Here is a 12,530-nt window from a genome sequence, read left to right as displayed (position 1 = left end):
GAGTCCGATGACATGACCACCGTCACGCTCGGCGCCCTGGCGGCGCACTTCGGACGAGACGTGGAGCGCGGTGTGTCCAAGGCGGTGGGCATCATCGACGCCGCCCGCCGCGACGGCGTCGATCTGCTGGTGTTTCCCGATGCCTCGATCGGCGGATACATCGGCGACCTGCGCCGACCCGATCCCGACGAGCTGCCGCCGACGTTGGAGCCCGACGGACCCGAGCTTGCGGCGATCGCGGCAGCGGCCGGTCCGATGACCGTGTGTATCGGGTATACCGAAGCGGCAGAGGGGAAGCGGTACAACACCGCGGTGTGCCTGTCCGGTGATGGAGTGCTCGGAACCCACCGCAAGGTGCATCAGCCGGCGGGGGAGTCCCTCGCCTACGCGGCGGGGGAGTCGTTCTGCGCCTTCGACACTCCCGTCGGGAAGCTCGGAATGCTGATCGACTACGACAAGACGTTCCCCGAATCCGCCCGCACACTCGCGCTCGACGGCGCGCGCATCATCGCCGCGCTCAACGCGTGGCCGGCCAGCGTCACCGACCGCGCCGCACGACTCCCCGCCGACCGGCAGTCGCGACTCTTCGACCTCTACGACTGTGCCCGCGCCGCCGAGAACCAGGTGTTCGTGGTGTCGTCGAACCTCACCGGCGTCACCGGTTCGCTGCGGTTCCTGGGGCAGGCCAAGGTCGTCGGGCCGGGCGGCGACATCCTCGCCAACACCCGATCCAAGGGCGGACTCGCCAAGGCCGACGTGGACGTCTACGCCGAGATCACCCGCGCCCGACGGGTCCTCAACCATCTGGCCGAACTGAAGACCGACACCTACCAGCCGGGGCGATGACCATGCGCATCGCCCTGCTCACCTACTCCACCAAACCGCGCGGCGGCGTCGTACACACCCTCAACCTGGCCGAGGCCCTCGCCCGCCACGGCGCCGACGTCACCGTGTGGAGTCTGGCACGCGGCGGCGACGCGGGATTCTTCCGGGACGTCGATCCCGCTGTCACCCAACGGCTTGTCATGTTCCCCGACCTCCCGGACGAGACGATCACCGACCGCATCGTCCGGTCCATCGCTGCGATGCGCGCTGCGTTCGACGCCGCCGACTACGACATCGTGCACGCGCAGGACTGCATCAGCGCCAACGCCGTCGGCACCTGCATCCGGACCATCCATCACCTCGATCAGTTCACCACGCCGATCCTCGTGGAGTGCCATGAGAAGGCCGTCGTCGACCCCTATGCGCGAGTCTGTGTGTCCCGCGCCGTCGCCGACGAGGTGCGCGCCGGGTGGGGACTCACACCCTCCGTCATCCCGAACGGGGTTGACTACCAACGCTTTCACGATGCCGCAGGTCCAGGAGCTGCGCACCTACGCAGACAGTGGCGCGAACGGCTCGGCCCGTACGTCCTCGCCGTCGGCGGCATCGAACCCCGCAAGGGCAGCATCGATCTGCTCGAGGCGTTCGCGCGAATGCGCACGCAGGCACCGGATCTGTCACTGGTGTTCGCCGGCGGTGAGACATTGTTCGACTACCGCGACTACCGGTCCCACTTCGAGCGGCGCCAAGCCGAACTCGGCGTCGAGCCGATCGTGCTCGGGCCAGTCCCCGACGACACGCTCCCGTCACTGGTCGCCGCCTGCGACGTCTTCGCCTTCCCGTCCACCAAAGAGGGATTCGGGCTGGCCGCGATGGAGGCGCTTGCCGCCGGACGTCCCGTCGTCGCACGCGAACTGCCGATCCTGCGAGAGGTATTCGGGGACACCGTCACCTATGCCGCCGATGTCGACGCACTCGCCGACGAGCTGCTGGCCGCCCGCACATCCGACCCACCCCGTCGCGAGGCCGGCCAGGCCCTCGCCCGGTCCCTCACCTGGGACGCCGCCGCCCGCGCCCACCTTGACTTCTACGCCGACCATCCTCAGCCATTCCACTCGCTGGTCGAGTAGTCCGAGGCGCTCCCTTCTACCGTTGGTCGAGTAGTCCGAGGCGCTAGCCGAGGACGTATCGAGACCTACCCCCTACCGCTGGTCGAGTAGTCCGAGGCGCTAGCCGAGGACGTATCGAGACCTCTTGGCGCTCTGCAGGTCTCGATACACCCTCGGCTAGCGCCTCGGGTTACTCGACCAGCGAGAAGTAGGTCGACCAGCGAGAAATGGGTCGACCAGCGAGGAGTGGATCAAAGAGCGGGGGAACGCCCGCCCAGCGCACGACTCACCCCCGCGCCACCAACACCGGCACCAACTGCTCCGCCGCCGTCCATGCCCCATGATGGCCGGCCATGTTCACCTCGATCTGCGGATCGGTGAGACTGCGCGTGAGGATGGTGGTGCCACGCGCGACCGCGACCAGGTCCCCGACTCGTTCGGCGACGACGTCGGTGACCTCTTCGCCGAACCACTCCTCGTCGAGCACCTGTTCGCGGGCCACAACGTGCGCGTGATCGCCGACGACGTCGGTCCAGAACGCCTGGACGGCGTCGCGCGCTCCGGGCCGCGTGTACACGTGCCGCACCCGCATCTCACCCGCGACGGCCTCCACGCCTTTCAGCATCTCGTCCGTCGTGTCGATGTCGATTCTGTTGTCCGCCTCGATCATTCCGTGGTCGCCGGTCACCACCAGAGCGGTGTCGTGGGGCAGGCCGGATACCAGGTCGGCCACCAGTCGGTCGACCACGCCCAGCGTCTTGACCCATTGCGGAGAGCCAGGTCCGAACAGATGTCCGGCCGCATCCAGATCTGGCCAGTACGCGTACACCAGTCGGTGGCCCGATCCCGGCTCCGCCAGTGTCTCGGTGATGCCCGCGAGGATCTCTGCCGGTTTCTGCGCGGGCCGATACGTCCCGTCCACCCGGAACGCGGCCCGGCTGAACCCGGATCCCCGATACAGCCCGGGCATCACGTACGTGACGTCGACGCCGCGCCCGGCCATCTCCGGGAGTAGACCAGCGAGCGGCTGAATCTCCTCCGGCACATAGGTGTCCAGCGCGGACCGCCCGTCCGATCGGTCAAGCGTCCATCGAAGTGCGTTGAGCAGTTGACGATTCGGTGCGCGGGTGGCGTCCCGATCGGTCCGGAAGGAGTATCCGATCACTCCGTGGGTTCCGCATGACGTCCCCGACATGAGGCTGGTGATGCTCGTCGCGGTGGTGGCGGGGAAGCCGGCCCGGATGATCGTCGACCGCAGCGAGGTGAGCGTCGGCGCCACGTCCGCGTGCCTCGCGAGCAGGCTGTCACCGAGCCCGTCGATCAGCAGCAGGACCACATCTTTGCTCGCGGGGATGGGCACCGCGGCGGACTGCTCTCCGTCGAACGCGGCGTCGATCGCCGGGAGGACGTCGGCGAGGGTCGCATAGCTGCTCCAGCTCCAGGGATGGAGTTCGTCGATCACTTCACTCACAGACGACACGTTAGCCACAGATTCTGTGCATAAGGTGTTGTGATCGCGAATCCTGTCCCTCGGCGGCCCTAACCTGTGGTCATGTCGGGCTATGAACCGCTCAGCGCCAGCGGCAGCGACCTTCTCCTCGAATTCGATGAGGCGACGTTGGATCGTGGGCTGGACTACGCCGACCAAGGACGAATCAAAGGTCTGAGCTGGTCTGATGATGAACTGGAGCTGTCCGGACGGTGCCGCGGATCTCGGCGCGAGACCTACCACGTCACCGTCGAGTTCACCCCGATCAACGGCAGTCGGACGCTGGAGTACACCGAATGCACCTGCCCGGTCGGGGTGTTCTGCAAACACGCCGTCGCGCTGATACTGACCGCCTTCGCGGCGGAGGCTGCGGATCCGTCGGGATCACCGCGCCATGGCCAGTCCCCGCAGATTGCCCAGTTACCCGCGCAATGGCGAACCACGCTCGGTGCGTTGGTGCCGCCTGCCGAGCACCGGGAGCCGCAGCCGATCGGCATCCTCGTCGAACTGCCGCCGACGAGCCGGTGGGCGCCGAACCCGACGCCTACAGTGCGGCTGGTGCGACGCGGCACGAGCCGGAAGTGGGTGAAGTCCGGCATCAACTGGCGGCTGGTGGCCGCCACCTCCACCGGGTTGGGGCGGTCGGTGGGCGGCGACGAATACGATCCCGAACAGCTGCGCGCCGTGGTCGCGATCGCCCGGGCCGTCATGAACTTCGACGTCAACCAGGACCACGGGTTGTCGCTCGGATGGGCACCCACCGACATCTGGCGGATGCTCGCCGATGCCCACGACGCCGGGGTCACCTTCGTGGCCGATCGCTCCACCGGCGCGAGTCGCATCGAACTGTTCGGTGGGGCACGGATGGCGTTGCTCATCCACCGTTCCGACGATGGCGTCATCGTCGCACCCACGGTGCAGGTCGACCACGAGGAGTGGAACCAATCGTCTGTCGGGTTGATCGGAACGCCCACACCGCACGGTGCGTTCACCGTGTCCGACGACGCCCTGCTGATGGGACCGTTCGAGGCGCCGGCCCATCGCGGCGCGCTCGACGAGCTCGTCAGGTCGGGCGGCATCGCCGTCCCGGACTCCGACATCGACGAGTTCGCCACCGAGCTGCTGCCGTCGCTGTCTGCGCACGTACCTGTCGACATCGTCGACGACGCGATCGCACCTCCGAGAATCGACGGACCCATCCCGCTACTGGTCATCCGTGTCGGTGACGACTCATCGTTAGTCGACTGGCGTATCCGCTATACGGTCAACGGCCGGGCGCGCGACTTCACCGACACCGAACCCGCCGCCGCCAACAACATCCGCGATGCCGACGGTGAAGACCGCGCCTGGAAAGCCTCGCGACCGGCGCTGGAACTGGTCGCCGCCCGCTGCTCCCGGTGGCTCCCCCAGGCGACCCGACTCGTCAACCAGATGTTCCGGAGCGGCCGCACTGTCGACGACGACCTCGACGCCGTCGTCGCCGAGGACACCGACACAGCTGTGCGTCAGGCAAGCCTCACGCTGCTGCGCAGCACCTTCACCTATTCGATGCTCGACACCGCGGTGCTCATCGGCGAACTCGTGCCCGAACTCGGCGACGACATCGCCGTCGAGATCACCGGTGACCCAGCCGATTTCCGGCCCGCCGAATCCGACCCGGAGATCGCGATCTCCGAAGAGGACACGCCGGTCGGCAACGACTGGCTAAACCTCGCCATCACGGTGAAGGTCGACAGCCACGACGTGCCGCTCGGTACCGTGATCCGCGCGATCGCCTCCCGGGCGACGCACCTGCTGCTCGACGACGGCACGTACTTCTCGCTCGACAACCCCGAGTTGCGGCGTCTCGCCGAACTCATCGGGGAGGCGCAGGATCTCGGTGAGGTGGAGAACGGGCTGGTCCGCCGCAACACCTACAACGCCACCCTGTGGGACGAGCTGCTCGGTCTCGGTGTGGTCGACGAGCAGCTCGCCGAATGGCATGCGCGGGTGCGCAAACTGGCGAACGCCACGCTGCCCGCCCCGAGCGGACCACCCGCCGGACTGCACGCCGAGCTCCGCGACTACCAGGCCGACGGCCTCGACTGGCTCCGGTTCCTGTGGCAGAACCGCCTCGGCGGCATCCTGGCCGACGACATGGGCCTCGGCAAAACCGTCCAGACCCTCGCATTGATCGCCGAGGCGTCGGCGGAAAACCCGACTGGCAGCTTCCTCGTCGTCGCGCCGACCAGCGTCGTCGGGAACTGGGTGAGCGAGGCCAACCGTTTCGTGCCGGGACTGCGGGCCGTCGCCGTCACCGCGACGGAGTCCAAGAGCGGCGTCAGCTTCGCCGAACAGATCGACGGTGCACACATCGTCGTCACGTCGTACACGCTGCTGCGCCTGCAGTTCGAGCAACTCAGCCGATTCCAGTGGACCGGTGCCATCTTCGACGAAGCGCAGTTCGTGAAGAACCACAACAGCAAGACGCACCAATGTGCGCGACGCCTCGGCGCCGAGATCAAGCTCGCGATCACCGGCACCCCGATGGAGAACAACCTGATGGAACTGTGGTCGCTGCTGTCGCTGACCGCGCCCGGCCTGTTCCCGTCCCCGAAGGTGTTCGGCGACTACTTCCGCAAACCCATCGAGTCCGGACAACACCCGGAACGGCTCGAACAATTGCGTCGTCGGATGCGGCCGGTGATGTTGCGGCGCACCAAGGATCAGGTGGTGGCCGACCTCCCGGCCAAGCAGGAGCAGGTGCTGGCCGTGGAACTCGCCGCCAAGCACGACAAGATCTATCAGACCCGGTTGAACCGCGAACGGCAACGGGTGCTCGGTTTGCTGGGCAACTGGGAGGAGAACCGTTTCGCGATCTTCCGGTCGTTGACGATGCTGCGTCAGCTCAGTCTCCACGCCGGCCTGGTGGAGGAGAAGCATCACGACGTCGCATCAGCCAAGATCGACTATCTCGCCGAACAGTTGCCCGAGTTGATCGCCGAAGGTCATGCGGCGCTGGTGTTCAGCCAGTTCACCGGTTTCCTGACGTTGATCGCGGAACGGCTGGACGACCTCGGGATCGGCTACAGCTACCTCGACGGATCGATGTCGGCGACGCAACGCAAGACGCAGATCGACACCTTCTCCGACGGCACCACCAAGGTCTTCCTGATCAGCCTCAAGGCCGGCGGATTCGGACTCAACCTGACCGAAGCGGACTACTGCTTCGTGTGCGACCCGTGGTGGAACCCCGCGGCGGAAGCCCAGGCGGTCGACCGCGCCCACCGTATCGGCCAGACCCGCCCCGTGACGGTCTACCGGCTGGTGTCAAAGGGGACCATCGAGGAGAAGGTCGTCGAGCTACAGGACACGAAGCGCAAGCTCTTCGACGCCGTCGTCGACGAAGGCGATCTCTTCGGAACGGTGATCAGCCCCGACGACGTCCGCGCCCTCGTCGCCCCCGACTGACCCCGCCCCAACCCACCCCCCCAAACCGCTCCCTGAGGAGCGTGCGAGCTTGCGAGCGCGCGTCACGAAGGGGCACCCCACACCCCCGAACAAACCCGCAACGTCGCCGCCCCAATCAGCCTGCGCGACAACCCGTACTCGAGCTCCACGAGATGATGCGCCGGCACATCGACCAAGCATTCCGCAACCTGCCGACGCCCGCGCGGAAGGTACACCCGAAGATGGTGAGGCCCGGGCGGCAACGGCAGCTCGATCCGGCCCCACCGTCCACGCAGCAGCTCATGACCGTTGACCACAACGTGCGCCCCCGCGGGCGGAACCGGAAGATGCGCCGCCGCGACCCGACACGTGATGGCCACCCCTTGGTGCAGCTGGCGCGGCGCACGGCCGTGTGGCCTCCGCGGAACCGCCGCAGCGACGTGCGGGCGCCGCGCCCACGCGCGCGTCAAGAGAGGCCGCCGGCCGAGCACCGCCGCGGGAACGGGTTCCGGCTGCCCGGACGATGGATACGGATCGGCGCTCATGACGCGCAGCACCGTACGACAGATACCGCGCAGAGCCGGGGAGGCCTGCCGACGTGTCGGTCGTGCAGACGACACGGTCTGGCATCAGGTCCCGTGACCCGGTCCCAGATCCCCTCGCCACATTCCGGTGATCTCGTCGACCTTCGCGCCCGTGGTGGGTGCGAAACGGGAGTCGTCGAAGCGGGGATGGCCATCCACGACCAACTGATATCGCGCGAGCTGTTCGCGGACGGGGTCTTTCATCTCGGCGAAGATGAGCGTGATCCCGTGCGAGGAAAGGTAGTCGTCGAGTTCGACGAGTTCGTCGACCGCGGTGGCGTCGATGTCGGTGATCGGTTCGGCGGCGAGTATCACCGTGTGCACTGCGCGGCCCGCAGCGTTCGCTCGCGTGACCTCCGAGCGGACGTAGTCGTCGAAGATGCCGCCGTTGGCGAAGAACAGCGGCGCGTCGAAGCGCAGGATCAGGATGCCCTCAATGCGTTCGGCACTCGGGTGACGGGTGATGTCGTGGTAGCCACGGACGCCCGACACCCGGCCCAGTTCGGCCCTATACGGGCGCCATGCCTGGTTCACGAAAGCGATGAACGACAACCCGATCGCCACCAGGATTCCCTGCAGCACACCCAACAGTGCGACGCCGAGGAATGCTGAGATGGACAAGGCACCCTCGACCCAGTTGACCCGGAACAACGCTGTCACGCCGCGGACATCGACCAACGAGATGGCCGCAGTGATGACCACGGCGGCCAGCGCCGACGACGGCAGGTACTCGGTGATGTTCGGCGCGACGAAGATGAACACCACGATCAGCAGCGCGCCCACGAGTGGTGCGAGTTGGGTTCTTGCGCCCGAGGATTCGGCAACCGGTGTGCGTGACGACGACGCCGAGATCGCGAAGCCGCTGAGGAATCCGGTGGCGATGTTCGCGGTGCCGATCGCCGCCATCTCCTGGCTGCCGTCGACGGTGGTGCCGGCCCGAGCCGCGAAGGTCCGCGACAACACGCTGGTGTCGGCGAACGCGATCAAGGCGATGCCGACGGCCGGGCCGATCAGGCTGATCGCATCATCGACGGTGACGCCGCCGAGCGCCGGGGTGGGCAGTCCGCGGGGCATCGCCCCGACCACCGGGATGTCATCGGACCATCCGAACACGGCGACGACGACGATCGCGCCGACCACCGCGATCAGCACACCTGGAAAGGTCTTGCGCCACAGCTTGAGCAGCAGGATGACGGTCAGGCACGCGACACCGATCGCGGAGGACAGCCCGTCGATCTCACCGTCGGCGATGCCACGGCCGAAGTCGATGATCTCGTCGAGCGCCGAATCACCCTCGGTCGAGAAACCGAGAAGTTTGGGCAGTTGGCTGAGCAGCACGACGAGGGCGATGCCGTTGAGGTAGCCGATTCGGATCGGTTTGGACAGCAGGTCGGTGACGAAGCCGAGCCGGAGCAGACCACCGATGACCAGCACGATGCCGACCTCGATGGCCAGCAGGCCGGCGAGGGCGACACGTTCTTCATCGAATGCGGCGAGCGGGATGATCGCGGCCGCGATGATCGGCGCGAGTGAGGAGTCGGGGCCCAGGACCAGGATGCGGGAGGGACCGACGATCGCGTAGGCGAGCAGCGGGATGATCGTGGCATAGAGGCCGGTCACCGGTGGTAGGCCGGCGACCTCGGCATAGCCCATGCCGGCCGGGATGAGCAGTGCGGTGAGGACGACACCCGCGACGAGATCGCCGCGCAGCCAGGATCGCTCGTAGGACTTCATGGTCGCGATCCCCGGCAGGTATCGGTCGATCCGCGTGGGCGGAGACGTGGACGCCATGGCAGGCATTATCACCTCGTGACGTGGCCACCACGGAACAACGCCTCGGTCACGTTGCGGGCGTGGCGGGGCCGAGCACACCGTCGACACGTCCGCGCGGGTGGCATGATGCGGTGGACCCGCCGTCGACGACCTGAGCCAGGAGGGTGGACGATGTCGCCTCGACTACACCTGAGCACCATGCGGCCGCGTGATCCGGAGGAACCCGGACGGAGCGCGACACCCCTTGAACTGTTCTTCGACCTCGTCTTCGTGGTCGCTGTGGCGACCGCGGCGGTGGAACTGCACCATGCGCTCACCGAGGACCACATCGCCGACGGTGTGCTCTCGTACGCGATGGTGTTTTTCGCCATCTGGTGGGCATGGATGAACTTCACGTGGTTCGCCACGTCCTTCGGCACCGACGACTGGCTCTATCGGGTCCTCACGTTCATTCAGATGGCCGGCGTGCTGGTCGTCGCCGCCGGCGTCGACGCCGCCTTCGCCGACCGCGACTTCGCGCTCGTGGTGGTCGGCTACGTCATCATGCGGTTCGCGATGGTTGCGCAATGGCTGCGAGCCTCCCGCGGTGCGGGTGAGCAGCGCCGAACGACGCAGGTCTACGCCGGCGGGATCGCTGTCGTGCAGGTGCTGTGGATTCTGGCGTTGTTCCTGCCGGATGGCACCGCGACGCTCGTCGGGTTTGCGATCCTGGTTGCCGCCGAACTCGCCGTGCCGGTGATCGCCGAAAGCCGGGGCAACACGTTCTGGCATCCCCACCACATCACCGAGCGCTACGGTCTGTTCACGCTGATCCTGTTGGGCGAAAGCCTGTTGGCGTCGTCGAACGCGATCATCGAGGCGTTGCACGAGGACGAGGAACTCGCCCCGCTGCTGTCCATTGCGGTGCTCGCGTTCATCGCGACGGCTGCCCTGTTCTGGATCTACTTCTGGCCGCCGCATCACCGCGCTATCGGCACCATGGGCCAGTCTTTCCGGTACGGGTACGTGCACTACTTCGTGTTCGCCGCCGCCGGCGCATTCTCCGCCGGCATCGAGGTGGAGATCGACGTGATCACCCACCACAGCGAGCTGAGCGAAACCCAGGCGGCGTTCACCGTCGCTGTCCCTGTCTCGATCTTCATTCTCGGCATGTGGTGGATCGCCATCCGCGCCAACGCCGATCGCGTCGTCAACACGGTCGTGCCGGTCGGAGCGGCACTCGTTCTGCTGGACCCGCTGCTGCCGGTGCCGGTGACGTTGACGACGGTGATCCTGGTGATCATCGTGGTGGTGCTGGTGGTGCGGCCGCCGGTGGAACAGGCGAGTGCGCAACTGCCGGAGCAGAAGTAGCGCCCCTTCGCGGTTCGGTCTCGAGTTACCGAAGTTCATCGTCAACGTCTTGCCGGAAACGCCCGGGAATGCTTTGATCACGAATGGCGCCGATTTCTGCCGCCACACTTTGCTCGCTTTTGCTGTGTGAAAGGTGCTGAGGGTGAAACGGTTTCTCGCGGGTCTCGCGGCTGTCTTCTCGCTGTGTCTGATCCTCGCCGGGTGTTCGGATTCGAGTGATTCCTCATCGGCGGACTCGTCGACGAGCGTGAATGCGGCGGCCGGTTCTTGGGACGCCGACGGCCAGCCGGTGAACGGTGGACCGCAGGGAGCAGACGGCTCCACCGGCAGCAACCTGACCAAGGACTACTGCGCGCACAACCAGGACCCGGCATGCCCCACCGGCAGCTATCTGGGCGTCCACGTGGCAGCACACGCCAAGAGCGGATCGTGGGATGCCAACGGCAACCCGGTGAACGGCGGCCCCACCGGCGCCGATGGTTCAACCGGTAATGGGCTGACCCAGGAGTACTGCGCTCGGAACGAGGATCCCGCCTGCCCGAAGGGCAGCTACGTGGGTCCGAACGCGATCAAGAATCCCGATGGCAGCCACTCGTATGTGAAGTGTGAGGGCACGGTCTGCACCAATCCCAACCACGGTGGCGGTGAAGGTACCGGCGCGTGGGATGCCAACGGCGCAGCGGTGAACGGCGGGCCCACGGGTGCCGACGGATCGACCGGCAACGGCCTCACCCAGGAATACTGCGCGCAGAACGAAGATCCGGCATGCCCGGTGGGAAGCTACGTGGGCGCGAACGCGATCCAGAGTCCCGACGGCGCCAACCGCTACGTGCCCTGTGAGGGAACGATCTGCACCAACCCGAACGAGGGCGGCGGTGGTGCCCCGGACACCGAGGACGCACCGGCGCCGGAGACCACCGAGACCGAAGGCGGCAGCTGACCCTCGTCTGCACAATCCACCGGCACGGGGTTGAATGATCCGGTGATCGGAAGTGCCCTCCCTGCAGGGAGAACATGCATGCGGCGGCGCCGGAGGCTGTCGGTTCTGGGGCTCGTCGCCGGCGTCGTGGTGTCGGCGGCGGCGTGCACGTCGGACGGAACCCCGGAACCGGCCGCAGCCCCGGCCGCAAGCGCCGCCGCAACCCTCGACGACGTGACGGTCACCCGCATCGAGTACCCGACCGTCGACGACGCCGACTCCGAACAGAACTGGGCCGACCTGTACCTCCCTGCCGGGCCTCAGCAGACAGACACCATCCCGCTCGTCGTCCTGATCCACGGCGGGTCCTGGCAGAGTCAACTCGGCGCAGACCTGTTCGATCCGCTCGCCCGTGACCTCGCCGCCCGCGGCATGGCGGTCTACAACGTCGAGTACCGCCGCGTCGGGTCCGGCGGTGGATGGCCGACCACATTTCACGACATCGCCAGCGCCCTCGACCATGTCGTCGAGGTCGATCAGCAATACCCACAGCTCACCACCGACGACGAGTTGGTCGTCGGACACAGTGCCGGCGCGCAGCTGGCCGTGTGGGGCGGCACCCGGCACAAGCTCGACGACGACGAGGTCGGGTCGAGCCCGCGGTTCCGGCCCACCCGCGTCGTGTCACTGGCTGGTCCGCTCGACATGCGGTACGCGGCCACCCACGGCGACGACCGGATCGTGACCGTCCTCGGCGGCACGCCCAGTGAGGTGCCGGAACGGTACACCGAGGTCGATCCCATCCAGAACATCGATTCGGACACCCCGGTCGTCGCGATGCACGGGACCATCGACACCGTTGTTGCGCCGACGAATTCGCGGCGCTACGTGGACGAGGTGGAACGGCAGGGCGGGTCGGCGTCGCTGGTGCTGTTACAGGGGATCGACCACGGCGGGATCGTGTCATCGGACAGTTCGTCGTATGACCGGGTCATCGACGTGATCGCCGCGACGTCGCAGGCCGAACTCGACGAGCTGGTGGCCGAATAGAC

8 protein-coding genes are annotated in these 12,530 nt (G+C 67.0%); 6 read left to right on the top strand and 2 right to left on the bottom strand.

Annotation, left to right across the window (positions count from 1 at the left end; genetic code table 11):
- Positions 1-12 precede the first annotated feature (12 nt).
- Positions 13-846, top strand: coding sequence for a carbon-nitrogen hydrolase family protein (locus tag VZC37_RS16005; RefSeq protein ID WP_330433553.1), 834 nt, complete (start codon positions 13-15; stop codon positions 844-846).
- 2 nt (positions 847-848) lie between these two features.
- The gene (locus tag VZC37_RS16000; RefSeq protein ID WP_330433789.1) at positions 849-1,955 is read left to right on the top strand and encodes an MSMEG_0565 family glycosyltransferase; all 1,107 of its coding nucleotides are present in this window, start codon (positions 849-851) and stop codon (positions 1,953-1,955) included.
- 265 nt (positions 1,956-2,220) lie between these two features.
- Here the strand turns inward: VZC37_RS16000 and VZC37_RS15995 are convergent, their stop codons facing one another.
- Positions 2,221-3,405 (bottom strand): alkaline phosphatase family protein, encoded by a 1,185-nt coding sequence (locus tag VZC37_RS15995; RefSeq protein WP_330433552.1) that lies wholly within the window; start codon positions 3,403-3,405, stop codon positions 2,221-2,223.
- An 81-nt stretch (positions 3,406-3,486) separates the two neighbouring features.
- On the opposite strand from VZC37_RS15995, the gene VZC37_RS15990 reads away from it, so the two are divergent.
- Positions 3,487-6,873, top strand: a complete 3,387-nt coding sequence (locus tag VZC37_RS15990) for a DEAD/DEAH box helicase (protein ID WP_330433551.1) — start codon at positions 3,487-3,489, stop codon at positions 6,871-6,873.
- A gap of 608 nt (positions 6,874-7,481) precedes the next feature.
- On the opposite strand, the gene VZC37_RS15985 is transcribed toward VZC37_RS15990, so the two are convergent.
- Positions 7,482-9,227: a SulP family inorganic anion transporter gene (locus VZC37_RS15985; protein WP_330433550.1), complete on the bottom strand. Its 1,746-nt coding sequence runs from the start codon at positions 9,225-9,227 to the stop codon at positions 7,482-7,484.
- 153 nt (positions 9,228-9,380) lie between these two features.
- Here VZC37_RS15985 and VZC37_RS15980 point away from each other — a divergent pair, with 153 nt between their 5' ends.
- The 3 genes from VZC37_RS15980 to VZC37_RS15970 all read left to right on the top strand — a co-directional run bounded on the left by VZC37_RS15980 (position 9,381) and on the right by VZC37_RS15970 (position 12,528).
- A complete protein-coding gene (locus tag VZC37_RS15980) occupies positions 9,381-10,559 on the top strand; it encodes a low temperature requirement protein A (protein ID WP_330433549.1) in 1,179 nt (392 codons plus the stop codon).
- Positions 10,560-10,695: 136 nt separating this feature from the next.
- Positions 10,696-11,499 (top strand): Mesocentin, encoded by an 804-nt coding sequence (locus VZC37_RS15975; protein ID WP_431309429.1) that lies wholly within the window; start codon positions 10,696-10,698, stop codon positions 11,497-11,499.
- A gap of 78 nt (positions 11,500-11,577) precedes the next feature.
- Entirely contained in the window at positions 11,578-12,528 is a 951-nt protein-coding gene (locus VZC37_RS15970) for an alpha/beta hydrolase family protein (protein ID WP_330433547.1), read from the top strand.
- Positions 12,529-12,530 lie beyond the last annotated feature (2 nt).

It is taken from the genome of Gordonia sesuvii, assembly GCF_036350415.1.
GTDB classification, from domain to species: domain Bacteria; phylum Actinomycetota; class Actinomycetes; order Mycobacteriales; family Mycobacteriaceae; genus Gordonia; species Gordonia sesuvii.
This window is presented reverse-complemented; position numbering and strand designations above follow the sequence as displayed.

Coding starts and splice junctions, on each gene's coding strand:
- VZC37_RS16005 (WP_330433553.1), top strand. CDS start 13: ATGACCACCGTCACGCTCGGCGCCCTGGCGGCGCACTTCGGACGAGAC.
- VZC37_RS16000 (WP_330433789.1), top strand. CDS start 849: ATGCGCATCGCCCTGCTCACCTACTCCACCAAACCGCGCGGCGGCGTC.
- VZC37_RS15990 (WP_330433551.1), top strand. CDS start 3,487: ATGTCGGGCTATGAACCGCTCAGCGCCAGCGGCAGCGACCTTCTCCTC.
- VZC37_RS15985 (WP_330433550.1), bottom strand. CDS start 9,227: ATGGCGTCCACGTCTCCGCCCACGCGGATCGACCGATACCTGCCGGGG.
- VZC37_RS15980 (WP_330433549.1), top strand. CDS start 9,381: ATGTCGCCTCGACTACACCTGAGCACCATGCGGCCGCGTGATCCGGAG.
- VZC37_RS15970 (WP_330433547.1), top strand. CDS start 11,578: ATGCGGCGGCGCCGGAGGCTGTCGGTTCTGGGGCTCGTCGCCGGCGTC.